Origin of the sequence: Trabulsiella odontotermitis (genome assembly GCF_001188485.1) — a bacterium.
GTDB lineage: Bacteria > Pseudomonadota > Gammaproteobacteria > Enterobacterales > Enterobacteriaceae > Trabulsiella > Trabulsiella odontotermitis_A.
On record NZ_JNGH01000103.1, the window covers coordinates 1 to 16,638 of the forward strand.

A 16,638-nucleotide genomic window follows, 5' to 3' on the forward strand; every position below is an offset into this window, starting at 1 on the left:
CTGCTCGAACACGCCGCCGTTACGCAGCACGCGGCTGCGGCCACCGCCGCCCGCGGCGCGCTGCCACAGATCTTCGGCAAACCCACTGCCGTCCAGCGCGGAAAGCTGCTGGCAGAGCCTGTCCTGCAAACGCAGCAGAACGGTTTTTACCTGTTGGGCGTCTGGTTTCATTATCGTCTCTTCACGTGGGCTTTCTGGTTATCAAACCAGTGAAAATAGCTGATGATGCCTGACGCGATGGCATTAGCAATTTTCTGGCGAAACGCCGTGGTGCCCAGTAATTTCTCTTCACCAGGGTTAGTGATGAACGAGGTTTCTACCAGCACAGACGGCACAGAAGGGGATTTCAGCACCACAAAGGCCGCCTGTTCCGTGTTGCGGCTGTGCAGCCGGTGAACGGGCTTAATCTTCTTCAGTATATGCGAGCCGAGCGTCAGGCTGTTTTTAATGGTATCGGTTTGCACCAGGTCGAACAGCACTTGCTGCAACAGGTGATCCTTATCAAGCGCTTTTTTGCCCGCCAGCTGGTCAACGGCGTTCTCACGCTCGGAAAGATATTTTGCCATGGCGCTACTGGCGCCGCGATTGGAAAGGGCGAACACCGACGCCCCGGCGGCGCTGGGGTTGGTAAAGCCATCGGCATGGATCGACATAAACAGATCCGCGCCGTGCTTATGGGCAATTTCAACGCGATCGTAAAGCGGAATAAAGGTATCACCAGTGCGCGTCAGTCGCGCGTCGATCCCGTTGCGTTGCAGAATCGCGCGCACGTTTTTGGCAATCGCCAGTACGACGTGCTTCTCTTTTGAGCCATTATGCCCGATGGCACCGGTATCAATACCGCCGTGACCGGGATCGAGCACGACAACGCGCTTCGCACCGGGTTTTTTGGCGGCGGGTTTACTGTGGCTGTTGCTGGTTTTCAGTGGCGCTTCTTTCGCGGCGGTGGCGGTGGAAATCCCTGATAACGTCAATGCGGCTAGCCCGGCTTTCAGCACCTGGCGGCGTGAAGCGAGGGTTTTTAATGGTTTAAACGTGCTCATGCGGCCTGAGTTGTGAAAATTAATGTTCCAGATGTTATATCGTATCGCGTTTTCCGTTACGACTGTTCATAATAAGAATTGTTTTACTTTTCATTTCAATACGTGACAAGCGGCCTATTATGCCATTTTTTTGCTCTGCTGGCGTTGGATATTGGCTGTTTCGGATGTTCGCGCCATAATCACAGTTTTTAGACCACAAAAGGGCAGGTAAAACCATGGAGATACGCGTTTTTCGCCAGGAAGATTTCGAAGAGGTCATTACCCTGTGGGAGCGCTGCGATCTCCTGCGTCCGTGGAACGATCCTGAAATGGATATCGAACGTAAAGTGAATCACGACGTCAGCCTGTTTCTGGTCGCCGAGGTGAACGGCGAAGTGGTGGGCAGCATTATGGGCGGCTACGACGGCCACCGTGGTTCGGCCTATTACCTCGGCGTTCATCCGGAATACCGTGGTCGCGGCATCGCTAACGCGTTGCTCAATCGTCTTGAGAAAAAACTCATCGCCCGCGGCTGCCCGAAAATTCAGATCCTGGTGCGCGATGACAACGATATGGTGCTGGGGATGTATGAACGTCTCGGCTATGAGCACGGCGATGTAGAGGTTCTGGGCAAGCGCCTGATTGAAGATGAAGAGTACTGAGCTTCTGCCCTCCGATTACGACGGTCACGGGCGACTGCGGCTGCCGGTGCTGTTCTGGGGCATCCTGCTTTTGCAGGCGCGCACCTGGGTGTTGTTTGTGATGGCGGGCGCGTCGCGTCAGCAGGGCGATACGCTGCTAAACCTGTTCTACCCCGATCACGACAATTTCTGGCTCGGGCTGTTGCCCGGCATACCTGCGGTGGCTGCTTTTCTGCTCAGCGGGCGCCGCCATCTGTTCCCTCGCCTGTGGCGGGGCATTCACGGGCTGTTGATTATCGCGCAGCTGGCACTGCTNGTTGAATCGATAAGAAAGGATTTTTTAATGAAATCATTACGTTTACTGCTCTGTGTATTTCCCCTGGCGCTGACCGGTTGTGCGACGCTCGGCTCAGTGAACTGGTCGGCGGCGTATCCGTGGAACTGGTTTGGCTCATCAACGGCGGTAACGGAGCAGGGCGTCGGTAACCTGACGGCGGCAACGCCGCTGGACGAAAACGCCGTCAGCGACGCGCTGGATGGTGATTACCGCGTGCGCAGCGGAATGAAAACCGCCAGTGGCGGGATCACACCGTTCAGCGACGTTTTCGATAAAGCCTACGGCAACTGCCAGAAAGCAACCGGCGACGACAGTGCAGGCGTGGAGTGTAAAGCCAAAGGCAGCCAGCATATCAGCTATATTTTCAGCGGCGAATGGCGCGGTCCGGAAGATCTGATGCCGTCTGACGACACGCTGAAAAACTGGAAAGTCAGCAAAACTATCTGGCGTCGCTAAATTGATCTGATCGATCCGCACGGTCAGCAAAAACGGGTACAATAGCGCGCAACAATGCCACGGTGTCGTGGCATCTTTATTTCAGGAGGAGCGATGTCTCAGGTTCAGAGCGGCATTTTGCCGGAACATTGTCGCGCGGCGATTTGGATTGAAGCCAACGTAAAAGGGGACGTCGACGCCCTGCGCGAGTGCAGTAAACGTTTTGCTGACCAGTTGGCCACTTTTCAGACCAAATTCCCCGATGCGCACCTCGGTGCGGTTGTCGCCTTTGGTCATGATACCTGGCGTACGCTCAGCGGCGGTGTCGGTGCCGAAGAGCTGAAAGATTTCATTCCTTACGGCAAGGGGCTGGCACCCGCGACGCAGTATGACGTGCTGATCCACATTCTGTCCCTGCGTCATGACGTGAACTTCTCCGTCGCGCAGGCGGCCATGGCGGCATTTGGCGATGCCATCGACGTAAAAGAAGAAATCCACGGTTTCCGTTGGGTGGAAGAACGCGATCTGAGCGGCTTTGTCGACGGCACGGAAAACCCGGCGGGTGAAGAGACGCGCCGTGAAGTGGCGGTCATCAACGACGGTATTGATGCGGGCGGCAGCTACGTGTTCGTTCAGCGCTGGGAGCATAACCTCAAACAGCTGAACCGCATGAGCCTGCACGATCAGGAAATGATGATTGGCCGTACGAAAGACGCCAACGAAGAGATCGACGGCGATGATCGCCCGGTCACGTCGCACCTGACCCGCGTGGATCTGAAAGAAGACGGCAAAGGGCTGAAAATCGTCCGCCAGAGCCTGCCGTACGGCACCGCCAGCGGCACGCACGGTCTGTACTTCTGCGCCTACTGCGCGCGTCTGTACAACATCGAACAACAACTGCTGAGCATGTTTGGCGACACCGACGGCAAACGCGACGCGATGCTGCGTTTCACCAAACCGGTAACCGGCGGCTACTATTTTGCCCCGTCGTTAGACCGACTGCTGGCGCTGTAAATCATTGAGGGGTTGCCGGTCCGGCAGCCCTTTTTCTGTCACAGCCAGCCTTTATCCCTAAACGTCTGCCGGGTGGCGACGTTAAGATCGTAATTGCCCAGTGCTTCTGGCTTCACCCACGCAATCGCCTGAAATTCTTCGTTAAACGTTACCTCACGATTACTGCTGATGCAGTCAAACATCAGGTACACCATGTAGATCTCTTCCTGGCTGCCGTCGGCATAGGTTTTGACGCGCACGTCATCGCGAAAGGTCCACGGCGTGATGTGGGTAATATTCAGCGCCTCGCCCAGCTCTTCGCGGATCTCGCGTCGCAGTGCCTCTTCTATCGTTTCGCCCGGCTCGGTTCCACCGCCTGACAGGGCCCACTGGCCGGGAAACACACCGCGATCCGCCGCCATCTGACACAGCAAATATTCCCCGTTATTTTCAATAATCGGACAAACAATAATTCGTTGGCGCATACTCTCTCCGTATGTCATCTTGTTGAGTTATCTCTTGTTATACCACCAGGCAGGGTACAAATAATGGATTCTTTCTTTTCTCCGACCGCAAACTGTCGCGTCCGCTGGCAGGATCTTCCCGGCAACGGCGTTCCGCTGGTGTTTATCCACGGTCTGGGTTGCGCGTCTTCGTGTGAATATCCCCGCGTGGTGGTGGACAGCGCATTTGGCGGCAGGCGAGCGATCCTGCTGGATTTGCCGGGCTGCGGTTACAGTGAAAAACCGCAGGACTACCGCTATACCATCGCTGAACAAGCCCGCGTGGTGGCCGAACTGGTAGCGCATCTGGGGCTGGAAAGCTGTTTTCTGTATGGTCACAGCATGGGCGGCAGTATCGGCATCGAAGCAGCGGTCCTGCTGGGTGACACGGTCGCTGGACTGGTGGTGTCTGAACCGAACTTTCACCCCGGTGGCGGTTTCTTTAGCCGTCAGATCTGCAGCCACAGCGAAGAGACATTCATTGAGGTCATCTGCCAGCAAATGATTGCAGAGGATGAGAGCCCGTGGGCCGGCAGCATGGCAGTCGATGCTCCCTGGGCCGTGTGGCGCGGCGCGGCAAGCCTGGTGGCCGGTAATGACTGGTTTATGCAGTTTGTTAATCTGCCAAAACCCAAACAGCTGATCTTCGGCGAAGACTCATTACCTGACGACGATTTCTCCCGTCTTAGCGCCCTGGGCGTCTCCACGGTGGTCCTGCCGGCCTGTGGGCATTCTATGTCCTGGGAAAATCCGCGGGCGCTGGCAGGGGCGTTAGCTTCGTTCTGCAGATAGCCCGGCGCGCTTATTCTCTTTTCAACTTCTAAATCACCAAACGGTATATAAAACCGTTACAGCTTTAACCCTGGTTATAAATATGATGATCATTGAGTCGTCATATTTCGATAAGGGTGCGCAATGGTCGTTGTTAAATCACTGAAAAAAGGTTATCTGGCGCTGGGCGCGTTGGTGCTGCTGGCAGCACAGGCGCAGGCGACAGAATTGCTCAACAGCTCCTACGATGTTTCTCGCGAGCTGTTTGCCGCCCTGAATCCGCCGTTTGAACAGCAATGGGCGAAAGACAATGGCGGCGACAAGCTGACCATCAAGCAATCGCACGCCGGTTCGTCGAAGCAGGCGCTGGCGATCCTGCAGGGCTTAAAAGCAGACGTTGTAACTTATAACCAGGTCACCGATGTGCAGATTCTGCACGACAAGGGCAAGCTGATCCCGGCTGACTGGCAGACCCGTCTGCAGAATAACAGCTCGCCGTTCTACTCCACCATGGCGTTCCTGGTGCGTAAGGGCAACCCGAAGAACATTCACGACTGGAACGACCTGGTGCGTTCGGACGTGAAGCTGATTTTCCCGAATCCGAAAACCTCCGGTAACGCACGATACACATATCTGGCGGCATGGGGTGCGGCGAACAAAGCGGACGGCAGCGATAAAGCGAAAACCGAACAGTTCATGACTCAGTTCCTGAAAAATGTCGAAGTGTTTGATACCGGTGGTCGTGGCGCGACCACGACATTTGTTGAGCGTGGGCTGGGCGATGTGCTGATCACTTTTGAATCCGAAGTGAACAACATCCGTAAACAGTATGAAGACCAGGGCTTTGAAGTCGTGGTGCCGAAAGTGAATATTCTGGCCGAGTTTCCGGTGGCGTGGGTGGATAAAAACGTCAAAGCCAACGGCACTGAGAAAGCGGCGAAGGCCTATCTGAACTGGCTCTACAGCCCGCAGGCGCAGACTATCATCACTGATTACTACTATCGCGTGAACAACCCGGAAGTCATGGAAAAACTGAAAGATAAATTCCCGCAGACCGAGCTGTTCCGCGTGGAAGATCAGTTTGGTGCCTGGCCTGAGGTGATGAAAACCCATTTTGCCAGCGGTGGCGAGCTCGACAAACTGCTGGCGGCGGGGCGTAAGTAATGTTTGCAGTCTCATCCCGGCGCGTGCTGCCAGGCTTTACCTTAAGCCTCGGCACCAGTCTGCTGTATGTCTGCCTGGTTCTGCTGCTGCCGCTGAGTGCGCTGGTGATGCAACTGGCGCAGATGAGCTGGGCGCAGTACTGGGAAGTCATCAGCAACCCGCAGGTGGTCGCGGCCTATAAGGTTACGTTGCTGTCGGCGTTTGTGGCCTCGCTGTTTAACGGCGTGTTTGGTCTGCTGATGGCGTGGATTTTAACCCGCTATCGCTTTCCGGGCCGGACGCTGCTGGATGCGCTGATGGATCTGCCGTTTGCACTGCCAACGGCGGTGGCGGGCCTGACGCTGGCATCACTGTTCTCCGTTAACGGTTTTTACGGCGAATGGCTGGCGAAGTTTGATATCAAAGTGACTTACACCTGGCTCGGCATCGCGGTGGCGATGGCCTTTACCAGCATTCCGTTTGTGGTGCGCACCGTACAGCCGGTGCTGGAAGAGCTGGGGCCGGAATACGAAGAGGCGGCGGAAACGCTGGGCGCCACGCGCCTGCAGAGCTTTCGTAAAGTGGTGCTGCCGGAGCTTTCTCCGGCGCTGCTGGCGGGGGTNNTTGGCGCGGTGATTTTTATCGCCGGCAACATTGCCTGGAAGACGGAAGTCACCTCGCTGATGATTTTTGTCCGTTTGCAGGAGTTTGATTACCCGGCGGCGAGCGCGATTGCGTCGGTGATCCTCGCGGCCTCGCTGCTGCTGCTGTTTTCCATTAACACCCTGCAGAGTCGTTTTGGTCGACGCGTGGTAGGTCACTAATGGCGGAAATTACGCAATTGAAGCGCTATGACACCCCCCGCATCAACTGGGGGAAATGGTTTCTGATTGGCACCGGGATGCTGGTTTCGGCTCTCATTCTGCTGGTGCCGATGATCTATATTTTTGTGCATGCATTCAGCAAAGGGCTGATGCCGGTACTGCAGAATCTGGCCGATCCGGACATGCTGCATGCCATCTGGTTGACGGTGCTGATCGCGCTGATCACCGTGCCGGTCAACCTGGTGTTTGGCACGCTGCTGGCCTGGCTGGTGACGCGCTTTAACTTTCCGGGCCGCCAGCTACTACTGACGCTGCTGGATATTCCCTTTGCCGTGTCGCCGGTGGTGGCGGGACTGGTTTATCTGCTGTTTTACGGCTCCAACGGCCCGCTGGGCGGCTGGCTTGATGAGCATAATCTGCAAATTATGTTCGCCTGGCCGGGCATGGCGCTGGCGACCATTTTCGTCACCTGTCCGTTTGTGGTGCGCGAGCTGGTGCCGGTGATGCTGAGCCAGGGCAGCAACGAAGACGAAGCTGCGGTGCTGCTGGGCGCGTCCGGCTGGCAAATGTTCCGCCGCGTGACGCTGCCGAACATCCGCTGGGCGCTGCTGTACGGCGTGGTACTGACTAACGCGCGCGCCATCGGTGAGTTCGGCGCGGTGTCGGTGGTGTCCGGCTCGATTCGCGGTGAAACGCTGTCGCTGCCGCTACAGATTGAATTACTTGAGCAGGATTACAACACCGTCGGCTCCTTTACCGCCGCGGCCCTGCTGACGTTAATGGCTATTTTGACCCTGTTTTTGAAGAGTATGTTGCAGTGGCGCCTCGAACATCAGGAGAAGCGCGCGCAACAGGAGAAACATCATGAGCATTGAGATTGCCAGCATTAAAAAATCCTTTGGCCGCACCCAGGTGCTGAATGATATCTCCCTTGATATTCCGTCAGGTCAGATGGTGGCGCTGCTCGGGCCGTCCGGTTCGGGTAAAACAACGCTGCTGCGTATTATCGCTGGACTGGAACACCAGACCAGCGGGCAGATCCGCTTTCACGGCACCGATGTCAGCCGTCTGCACGCGCGCGACCGCAAAGTCGGGTTTGTCTTCCAGCATTACGCGCTGTTTCGCCACATGACGGTATTCGACAATATCGCTTTCGGCCTGACGGTGTTGCCGCGTCGTGAACGTCCGAATGCGGCGACGATCAAAGCTAAAGTCACCCAACTGCTGGAGATGGTGCAGCTGTCGCATCTGGCGGAGCGCTATCCGGCGCAGCTTTCCGGTGGGCAGAAACAGCGCGTGGCGCTGGCCCGCGCGCTGGCGGTTGAGCCGCAGATCCTGCTGCTTGACGAGCCTTTCGGCGCCCTGGATGCGCAGGTGCGAAAAGAGCTGCGTCGCTGGCTGCGTCAGCTGCATGAAGAACTGAAATTTACCAGCGTTTTCGTGACTCACGATCAGGAAGAGGCGCTGGAAGTCGCTAACCGCGTGGTGGTGATGAGCCAGGGGAATATCGAACAGGCCGATGCGCCGGATCAGGTCTGGCGCGAACCGGCGACCCGTTTTGTGCTGGAATTTATGGGCGAAGTCAATCGCCTGAAAGGCACTATCCGTGGCGGGCAGTTCCACGTTGGCGCGCACCGCTGGCCGCTGGGCTACACGCCTGCGTATCAGGGGCCGGTGGATCTGTTCCTGCGTCCCTGGGAGATAGACATCAGCCGTCGCACGAATCTTGATTCGCCGTTGCCGGTGCATGTGCTGGAAGCCAGTCCGAAAGGGCATTACATCCAGCTGGTGGTGCAGCCGCTCGGCTGGTATCCGGATCCGCTGACCGTCGTGATGCAGGATGATGAGGTTCCGCAGCGCGGCGATCGCCTGTTCGTCGGTCTGCAAAATGCCCGTTTGTATAACGGCAACGATCGCATCGAAAATCGCGCGGATCTTGCTCTGGCAGAATCTGCCTGATAGGTTAGATCTACGTGGTTTTGCCGGGTGGCGCTGCGCTTACCCGGCCTACAATATGATCCCTGTAGGCCCGGTAAGCGAAGCGCCACCGGGCTTTTTATTGGATAGCGCTTTTGAACACATTAGAACACACCATCGGCAATACCCCTCTGGTCAGACTGCAGCGAATGGGGCCGGACAACGGCAGCGAAATTTGGGTCAAACTGGAAGGCAACAATCCGGCCGGTTCGGTGAAGGACCGGGCCGCGCTGTCCATGATCGTGCAGGCGGAAAAACGCGGTGAAATTAAACCCGGCGACGTGCTGATCGAAGCGACCAGCGGCAATACCGGCATTGCACTGGCGATGATTGCCGCCCTGAAAGGCTATCGCATGAAGCTGCTGATGCCGGACAACATGAGTCAGGAACGCCGCGCGGCGATGCGTGCCTACGGGGCCGAGCTGATTCTGGTGTCGAAAGAGCAGGGGATGGAAGGCGCCCGCGATCTGGCGCAGGCAATGGCCGATCATGGCGAAGGCAAGCTGCTCGATCAGTTCAACAATCCCGATAACCCTTACGCGCACTACACCACGACCGGCCCGGAAATCTGGCAGCAAACCGGGGGCCGCATTACTCATTTTGTCTCCAGCATGGGCACCACCGGCACCATCACCGGCGTCTCGCGTTTCCTGCGTGAACAGGCGAAACCGGTCACCATTGTCGGCCTGCAACCGGAGGAGGGGAGCAGTATTCCGGGGATCCGCCGCTGGCCGGAAGCGTACATGCCGGGCATCTTCAATGCCGCACTTGTGGACCAGGTACTGGATATTCACCAGCGGGAAGCGGAAAATACCATGCGCGAGCTGGCGGTGCGCGAAGGGATCTTCTGCGGCGTCAGTTCTGGCGGCGCGGTCGCCGGGGCGCTGAGAGTAGCGGCAGCACACCCCGGTGCGGTGGTGGTAGCGATTATTTGCGATCGTGGCGATCGTTACCTCTCCACCGGCGTATTCGGAGAAGAGAGCTACAGCCAGGGGGCAGGTATCTAGACACATGGAAATGATTTTATTTCGCGACAAAACCCGCGCGCAGCAGGCAGATATTGTCGCCGTGCAGTCTCAGGTGGTTTATGGCAGCGTCGGTAACAGCGTCGCGGTACCGAACATTAAGCTGCATCAGTTGAACGTGCTGGCGGTGCCGACGGTATTGTTCAGCAACACGCCGCATTACGATACGTTCTACGGCGGGGTGATCCCGGATGAGTGGTTCAGCGGCTATCTGGCGGCGCTGGACGAGCGCGATGCGCTGCGCCATCTGCAGGCAGTCACTACCGGTTATATGGGTACTGCCAGCCAGATAGCGATTCTGGCAACGTGGCTGGCCGCGCAGCGGGAAAAACACCCGCATCTGCTGATTATGGTCGATCCGGTGATTGGCGATACCGACAGCGGGATTTACGTCAAACCCGAACTGCCAGACGCCTACCGTGAGCTGCTGTTGCCGCTGGCGCAGGGCATTACCCCGAACGTGTTTGAACTGGAAGTGTTAACCGGTAAGCCGTGTCGGGATCTGGATTCCGCTATCGCGGCGGCGAAAGGACTGTTGTCGGAAACGCTGAAATGGGTTGCCATCACCAGCGCGCCGGTGAACGATGGCAGCGCGTTCATGTGGTGCTGGTGTCGTCCAGTGGCGTTGAGGTGAGCCATTACCCACGCGTAGCCGCTGAGCTGAAAGGCACGGGCGATCTGTTCTGCTCGGAGCTGGTGAGCAATATTGTGCAGGGTAAAGCGCTGGCGCAGGCGGTACAGGCCGCGGGCGACAGAGTGGTGGATGTGATGCGTTACACCCTCGAAAAGGGTTATGACGAACTGATTTTACCTGCGCTTTAAATGTGAAAATGGCGCCCGGAGGCGCCATTTTTATTGCTGTGCAGCAAGGCTTATTTCTTGATGCGGATAACCGGCGTTTCGCCAACGGTTACGCTACCGGACAGTTTGATCAGCTCTTTGATCTCATCCATGTTAGAGATCACAACCGGTGTCAGGGTTGATTTGGCTTTCTCTTCCAGCAGCGGCAGATCGAATTCGATAACCGGATCGCCCACTTTCACGCGCTGACCTTCTTCAGCAATACGCTTAAAGCCTTCGCCTTTCAGTTCAACGGTGTCGATACCGAAGTGGACGAACAGCTCAATGCCGCTATCAGATTCAATAGAAAACGCATGGTTGGTTTCAAAAATTTTGCCGATGGTGCCGTCTACCGGCGCAACCATCTTGTTGCCAGTTGGTTTAATGGCAATGCCGTCACCAACGATTTTCTCAGCAAAAACAACATCCGGCACATCTTCGATGTTGACGATTTCGCCAGAGAGCGGTGCAACAATCTCAATAGTTCCGGTGTCTTTTTTGTCATCAGAAACCAGAGATTTTAGTTTATCGAACAAACCCATGATCTTCTCCTAAGCAGTAAATTGGGCCGCATCTCGTGGATTAGCAGATTGTTTTTTCTTCAATGAACTTGTTAACCAGCGTCATTAACTCGTCCGTTGTCGGTTGAGCAAGAGCCTGCTCTGCTAACACCTTCGCATCTTCGAAGTTCGTGTTCCGAATGATCTTCTTAATGCGCGGGATGGAAATGGCGCTCATAGAGAATTCGTCCAGACCCATACCCAGCAACAGAAGTGTAGCACGTTCGTCGCCTGCAAGCTCACCACACATGCCGGTCCACTTACCTTCTGCATGAGAAGCATCAATAACTTGCTTGATCAAGTTCAGTACGGACGGTGACATCGGCTGGTAGAGATGTGAAATCATATCATTACCACGGTCAACTGCCAGAGTGTACTGTGTTAAATCATTGGTACCAATACTAAAGAAGTCAACTTCTTTGGCCAGATGACGCGCAATGGTCGCCGCCGCCGGTGTTTCCACCATCACGCCGATTTCAATGCTTTCGTCAAAGGCTTTCGCTTCGTCGCGCAGCTCCTGCTTGTAAATCTCGATCTCTTTTTTCAGTGCACGCACTTCTTCAACAGAGATGATCATCGGGAACATGATGCGCAGTTTTCCGAAAGCGGACGCACGGAGAATCGCGCGCACCTGGTCACGCAGGATCTCTTTACGATCCATGGCGATACGCACGGCGCGCCAGCCCAGGAACGGGTTCTCTTCTTTCGGGAAGTTCATGTACGGCAGTTCTTTATCACCGCCGATATCCATGGTACGGACGATCACGGCCTGAGAGCCGCAGGCTTNNGGCCGCAAACTGCTCTTCTTCCGTCGGCAGCGCGTCACGATCCATGAACAGGAATTCAGTACGATACAGACCAACGCCTTCCGCGCCGTTGCGCTCAGCGCCTTCTACGTCGCGTACGGTACCGATGTTGGCACACACTTCAACCTGATGACCGTCCAGCGTAATCGCCGGCAGATCTTTCAGTTTCGCCAGTTCGGCTTTTTCAGTAGCAACCTGCTCCTGAACGGCGCGCAGTTTTTCGATAACGTCGTTGGTAGGGTTGACGTAAACCTTGTTGTTTACGGCATCCAGAATCAGATAGTCGTCGTTTTTCACCTGAGAGGTGACGCTGCCGGTACCCACGATAGCTGGCAGTTCCAGAGAACGCGCCATAATTGAGGTGTGAGAGGTACGGCCACCCGCGTCAGTGATGAAACCCAGCACCTTTTTCAGGTTCAGCTGTGCGGTTTCGGACGGGGTAAGGTCAGCGGCAACCAGGATAACTTCATCCTGAATCGCACTCAGGTCGATGATGGCCAGACCGAGAATGTTGCGCAGCAGACGTTTACCGATGTCACGCACGTCAGCCGCACGTTCTTTCAGGTATTCGTCATCCAGTTCTTCCAGCGCAGTAGCCTGACCTTCAATCACTTCATGAGCCGCTGCATCAGCAGTCATGCTTTTGTCTTTAATCAGGGCTATGATTTCCTGCTCAAGCTCCTCATCTTCGAGCAGCATGATATGCCCTTCGAAGATGGCTTCTTTTTCTTCACCGAACGTCTCACCAGCTTTGGTTTTGATCGCTTCCAGTTGCGCAGATGCCTTAGCACGCCCGCTCAGAAAACGCTCAACTTCCTGGTCAGCCTTATCGGCAGAAATTTTTTTCCGGTCAATGACGATTTCGTCTTCTTTCAGCAGAAGTGCTTTGCCGAAAGCGATACCCGGGGATGCTAAAATGCCTGAAATCATAACCCTACCTTTACTTGTGACTGATATTTAAACGAACCCCAGAACTTATTCGAGTTCCGCCATCAGTTTTACCAGATGCTGAACAGCTTTTTGCTCATCGTCACCTTCTGCGGCGATAGTAACAACAGTGCCCTGAGTCAGACCCAGAGTTTGTAGTTTGAACAGGCTTTTTGCGCTGGCGCTTTTGCCGTTGGAGGTCACAGTGATCTCAGAGGTGAAGCCTTTCGCTTCTTTAACAAACTGAGCAGCAGGGCGGGTGTGCAGACCGTTCGGAGCGGTAATAGTAACTTCTTGCTGGAACATTATATTTCCCCAACTTATAGGTTTAGTGTTGTGGAACTAAAGTCTAGCCTGGCGGCTGGACTTTAGCCTGTATTGTTAGCGCCGGCGTTTACGATCGCGACTCAGAAAATTATACGCAATCCTGACGGGCACTTCTGGCCACTGACGTTTAGTTCGTCATTAAACATTATGCCGCGAAAGCAAGACTTGAACCAAATCATAAAATCGATTCAGCATGCGGAAATCCTGTAATGAATAATTTCGCGCTTCAAAATAAATGTGATGGTTAAATACCAGACCCGAGGAGGTGAAGCAATGGCAGGGGGGGTAAAAATTTGAAGTACGCCACAAAAAAGCACCCGACTGGGTGCTTTTTTACGCATTATCTTCAACCTGGCATCACTGTTGCAGTTCTTTCTCAGTAAAGAGATCGGCGAACAGTGCGGTGCTCAGATAGCGCTCACCCGAAGACGGTAGGATAACCACAATATTCTTATTGGTAAAGGTTTCATCTTCCTGGAGCTTAAGTGCCGCTGCAACGGTTGCCCCGGAAGAGATGCCTGCCAGAATACCTTCTTCTTCCATCAGACGACGGGCGGTGGAGATAGCCTCTTCGTTAGTGATGGCGACGACTTTATCGATAAGCTTCAGATCGAGGTTGCCCGGAATGAAGCCCGCGCCGATGCCCTGGATTTTGTGCGGGCCAGGCTTGATTTCTTCGCCAGCCAGCGCCTGGGCGATCACCGGGGAATCAGTCGGTTCAACCGCCACGGTAATCAGATCGGTTTTGCCTTTGGTGCCTTTGATGTAGCGGGTCACGCCGGTCAGCGTACCGCCAGTGCCCACGCCAGAGATAAACACGTCAACCTGGCCATCGGTATCTTCCCAGATTTCCGGGCCGGTGGTTTTCTCGTGAATTTCCGGGTTGGCCGGGTTGCTGAACTGCTGCAGCAACAGGTATTTTTCTGGATCGCTGGCAACAATTTCTTCGGCTTTCTGAATCGCGCCTTTCATGCCTTTCGCGCCTTCGGTCAGCACCAGGTTTGCGCCCAGCGCTTTCAGCAGCTTGCGGCGTTCAATACTCATGGTTTCCGGCATGGTCAGCGTCAGCTTATAACCGCGCGCGGCGGCAACGTACGCCAGTGCAATCCCGGTGTTACCGCTTGTCGGCTCAACCAGCTCGACGCCAGGCTTGAGTACGCCACGCTTTTCGGCATCCCAAATCATATTGGCACCGATACGGCATTTGACGCTAAAGCTTGGGTTACGGGATTCTACCTTCGCGAGAATGCGTCCGTTACCGATTCGGTTCAGTCGAACCAGCGGCGTATGACCGATTGTCAGCGAATTATCTTCAAAAATCTTGCTCATAGCCCGTCCTTAACTGTTTGAAATTGGGAACCGCCATCAGCATACCTGCTCAGGGAATATGCGGAAGTACGGATTTCGCATATCTATATGCTGATGTGAAATAAAGATGAACGGTATGGAATAAGGGTGGCATAAGCCACCCCGATTTTCAGATTATTTCCACATCGCGTGTTTATCGCGGTAGCAATCAACCCACATGGCGGTGGCGCCGCAGATGGCGACAGGCAGGATCACCAGGTTGAGCACCGGGATCATCGTGAACAGGCTGGTCAGTGCGCCAAACTGCATGTTAGTCACTTTGCGGGTGCGCAGCGTTTCGCGCATAGTGGCGAAAGGGACTTTGTGGTTGTCGAAGGGATAATCGCAATACTGGATCGCCATCATCCAGGCGCTGAACAGAAACCACAGTACCGGCGCCACGGTTTGACCGATGCCCGGAATGAAATAGAGGATCAGCAGCACCACGGCGCGCGGCAGATACCACGCCAGTTTCTGCCATTCGCGTTTCAGAATGCGCGGGATATCTTTCATGATGCCGAACACGCCGACATCCGGCGGTGTCGCGCCCGTCATCCGCGCTTCAAGCTGTTCTGCCAGCAGGCCGCTGAAAGGGGCGGCAATCCAGTTGGCAATCGTTGAAAAGAAATAGCCGAACACCAGCAACACGGAGATGACGGCGACGGGCCACAGCAGGTAGCTCAGCCATTGCAGCCAGTCGGGTACTCGGCTCATCAGCGACGGGATCCAGGTGTCGAGCCTGGTGAACAGCCACCAGAACGCGCTTCCCATCAGCACAATGTTGACCAGCAACGGCAGGATCACGAAACGGCGGATACCCGGTAAACGGATCAGTTTCCAGCCCTGGGAAAAGTAATACACACCGCTACGCGGGGCAGTTGCAGAAGATGAAACCATGGTCAGGTGGTGCTCCTTTTATAACAGCCTGATAAAATGCCCATCTATCTTATCGGGTTGTCCGTGAATAACCAGTTCAGAAATGTTCGAAAAAGCAGCAAAAAGCACGATTTAGTTCATCTTTATGGGGTGAAATCCACCCACGCACTTGCACTTGAGGTCAACGGCAAATACTCTTAGTGAGTAAATGTTTGCCGTGGTGGCAAGGTGTTAGAACAACAGAGAATATAATGATGCAGGATTTGCGTCTGATATTAATCATAGTTGGCGCGATCGCCATAATTGCACTGCTGGTTCACGGTTTCTGGACCAGTCGCAAAGAACGGTCTTCTATGTTCCGCGATCGCCCGCTGAAACGCATGAAGTCGCAGCGTGATGACGATGAGTCTGACGATGACGGCTTTGATGACGAAGGCGTAGGTGAAGTGCGCGTTCACCGGGTGACCCCTGCCCAGCATGCGCCGCACGGGGAGCAAGACGCCCCTCGTCAGTCGCCGCAACACCAGTACCAGCCCCCTTATGAGCGTCAGGTTCAGCAACCTGCTCGCCGTGAGGCACCGGCACATCAACCACCACAATCTCAATCCACTCCGCGCCCTCAGTCTCAGCCGGTTCAGCAGCCGCATGCGCAGCAACCGGCCCAGCCAGCGCAGCAGCAACTGGAGTTTGATACTGTCGCGCCACCGCCGCCACAACCCGCGATACCGCAGCCAGAACCAACCCCGGCACCGGTGGAACCCGTACAGCACATGCCAGAGCCTGAAACGCAGGTTGAAGAAGCGGCTCCCGCTCCGGCACCTGAGCCTGAGAAGAAAGAGCGCAAAGAAGCGGTGATCGTGATGAACGTCGCGGCGCATCATGGCTCGCAGATCAACGGCGAACTGCTGCTTAACAGCATTCAACAGGCCGGTTTCAAATTTGGCGATATGAACATTTTCCATCGTCATCTCAGCCCGGACGGTAGCGGCCCGGCCCTGTTCAGCCTGGCGAACATGGTAAAACCGGGGACGTTTGATCCGGAAAGCATGGTCGACATGGCCACGCCAGGGATCACCATTTTCATGCAGGTGCCGTCCTACGGCGACGAACTGCAAAACTTTAAGCTGATGCTGCAATCCGCCCAGTACATTGCGGATGAAGTAGGTGGTGTGGTGCTGGACGACCAGCGCCGGATGATGACCCCGCAAAAGCTGCGCGAGTATCAGGACCGCATTCGCGAAGTCAGAGACGCCAACGCCTGATCGCTGGTGTTTCGCAATTCCT

At 55.4% G+C, this 16,638-nt stretch carries 17 protein-coding genes and 3 pseudogenes; 12 read left to right on the top strand and 8 right to left on the bottom strand.

What is annotated here, in order from left to right:
* Nucleotides 1-171 (bottom strand): coproporphyrinogen III oxidase (locus GM30_RS16625; protein WP_155484000.1); only part of this gene is annotated, 171 nt, incomplete at its 3' end.
* Nucleotides 171-1,043 (bottom strand): N-acetylmuramoyl-L-alanine amidase AmiA, encoded by an 873-nt coding sequence (amiA, locus tag GM30_RS16630; protein ID WP_049849539.1) that lies wholly within the window; start codon nt 1,041-1,043, stop codon nt 171-173. The genes amiA and GM30_RS16625, both read right to left, overlap by 1 nt.
* A gap of 215 nt (nt 1,044-1,258) precedes the next feature.
* Between amiA and GM30_RS16635 the strand changes: the two genes are divergently transcribed.
* From GM30_RS16635 to GM30_RS16650, 4 genes and pseudogenes are all read left to right on the top strand, one after another.
* Nucleotides 1,259-1,684, top strand: a complete 426-nt coding sequence (locus GM30_RS16635; RefSeq protein ID WP_049849540.1) for a GNAT family acetyltransferase — start codon at nt 1,259-1,261, stop codon at nt 1,682-1,684.
* Nucleotides 1,671-1,976 (top strand): annotated as a pseudogene (locus GM30_RS26810) (DUF2919 domain-containing protein); the annotation flags it as partial. The gene GM30_RS16635 and the pseudogene GM30_RS26810, both read left to right, overlap by 14 nt.
* Nucleotides 1,977-2,006: 30 nt before the next feature.
* Nucleotides 2,007-2,456 (top strand): DUF1131 family protein, encoded by a 450-nt coding sequence (locus GM30_RS26815; protein WP_049849591.1) that lies wholly within the window; start codon nt 2,007-2,009, stop codon nt 2,454-2,456.
* Between the two features lie 93 nt (nt 2,457-2,549).
* Entirely contained in the window at nt 2,550-3,449 is a 900-nt protein-coding gene (locus GM30_RS16650) for a Dyp-type peroxidase (protein ID WP_049849541.1), read from the top strand.
* 38 nt (nt 3,450-3,487) lie between these two features.
* Here GM30_RS16650 and nudI read toward each other — a convergent pair whose 3' ends face one another.
* Nucleotides 3,488-3,913: a nucleoside triphosphatase NudI gene (gene nudI / locus GM30_RS16655; protein ID WP_049849542.1), complete on the bottom strand. Its 426-nt coding sequence runs from the start codon at nt 3,911-3,913 to the stop codon at nt 3,488-3,490.
* Between the two features lie 63 nt (nt 3,914-3,976).
* On the opposite strand from nudI, the gene GM30_RS16660 reads away from it, so the two are divergent.
* The 7 genes and pseudogenes from GM30_RS16660 to pdxK all read left to right on the top strand — a co-directional run bounded on the left by GM30_RS16660 (nt 3,977) and on the right by pdxK (nt 10,493).
* A complete protein-coding gene (locus GM30_RS16660) occupies nt 3,977-4,723 on the top strand; it encodes an alpha/beta fold hydrolase (protein WP_049849543.1) in 747 nt (248 codons plus the stop codon).
* Between the two features lie 123 nt (nt 4,724-4,846).
* A complete protein-coding gene (locus tag GM30_RS16665; RefSeq protein WP_049849544.1) occupies nt 4,847-5,866 on the top strand; it encodes a sulfate ABC transporter substrate-binding protein in 1,020 nt (339 codons plus the stop codon).
* Nucleotides 5,866-6,669 carry a sulfate/thiosulfate ABC transporter permease CysT gene (gene cysT / locus GM30_RS16670; RefSeq protein ID WP_049849545.1) on the top strand — a complete coding sequence of 268 codons (804 nt, stop codon included), beginning with the start codon at nt 5,866-5,868 and terminating at the stop codon, nt 6,667-6,669. Before GM30_RS16665 ends, cysT begins: the two co-directional genes overlap by 1 nt.
* The gene (gene cysW / locus GM30_RS16675; protein ID WP_049849546.1) at nt 6,669-7,544 is read left to right on the top strand and encodes a sulfate/thiosulfate ABC transporter permease CysW; all 876 of its coding nucleotides are present in this window, start codon (nt 6,669-6,671) and stop codon (nt 7,542-7,544) included. Before cysT ends, cysW begins: the two co-directional genes overlap by 1 nt.
* Entirely contained in the window at nt 7,534-8,628 is a 1,095-nt protein-coding gene (cysA, locus tag GM30_RS16680; protein ID WP_049849547.1) for a sulfate/thiosulfate ABC transporter ATP-binding protein CysA, read from the top strand. Before cysW ends, cysA begins: the two co-directional genes overlap by 11 nt.
* Before the next feature lie 113 nt (nt 8,629-8,741).
* Nucleotides 8,742-9,653, top strand: a complete 912-nt coding sequence (gene cysM / locus GM30_RS16685; protein ID WP_049849548.1) for a cysteine synthase CysM — start codon at nt 8,742-8,744, stop codon at nt 9,651-9,653.
* Between the two features lie 4 nt (nt 9,654-9,657).
* Nucleotides 9,658-10,493, top strand: a pseudogene (pdxK, locus tag GM30_RS16690) (pyridoxine/pyridoxal/pyridoxamine kinase).
* A gap of 50 nt (nt 10,494-10,543) precedes the next feature.
* Here pdxK and crr read toward each other — a convergent pair.
* From crr to cysZ, 5 genes and pseudogenes are all read right to left on the bottom strand, one after another.
* On the bottom strand, nt 10,544-11,053 hold the full coding sequence (gene crr, locus GM30_RS16695; protein WP_000522253.1) for a PTS glucose transporter subunit IIA: 510 nt from the start codon (nt 11,051-11,053) through the stop codon (nt 10,544-10,546).
* A gap of 40 nt (nt 11,054-11,093) precedes the next feature.
* Nucleotides 11,094-12,807 (bottom strand): annotated as a pseudogene (ptsI, locus tag GM30_RS16700) (phosphoenolpyruvate-protein phosphotransferase PtsI).
* Between the two features lie 45 nt (nt 12,808-12,852).
* Nucleotides 12,853-13,110 (bottom strand): phosphocarrier protein Hpr, encoded by a 258-nt coding sequence (gene ptsH, locus GM30_RS16705; protein ID WP_038156906.1) that lies wholly within the window; start codon nt 13,108-13,110, stop codon nt 12,853-12,855.
* A gap of 378 nt (nt 13,111-13,488) precedes the next feature.
* On the bottom strand, nt 13,489-14,460 hold the full coding sequence (gene cysK, locus GM30_RS16710; RefSeq protein WP_049849549.1) for a cysteine synthase A: 972 nt from the start codon (nt 14,458-14,460) through the stop codon (nt 13,489-13,491).
* A 153-nt stretch (nt 14,461-14,613) separates the two neighbouring features.
* On the bottom strand, nt 14,614-15,375 hold the full coding sequence (gene cysZ / locus GM30_RS16715) for a sulfate transporter CysZ (protein ID WP_049849550.1): 762 nt from the start codon (nt 15,373-15,375) through the stop codon (nt 14,614-14,616).
* Between the two features lie 230 nt (nt 15,376-15,605).
* On the opposite strand from cysZ, the gene zipA reads away from it, so the two are divergent.
* Nucleotides 15,606-16,616, top strand: a complete 1,011-nt coding sequence (gene zipA, locus GM30_RS16720) for a cell division protein ZipA (RefSeq protein WP_049849551.1) — start codon at nt 15,606-15,608, stop codon at nt 16,614-16,616.
* The last annotated feature ends 22 nt before the right edge of the window (nt 16,617-16,638 follow it).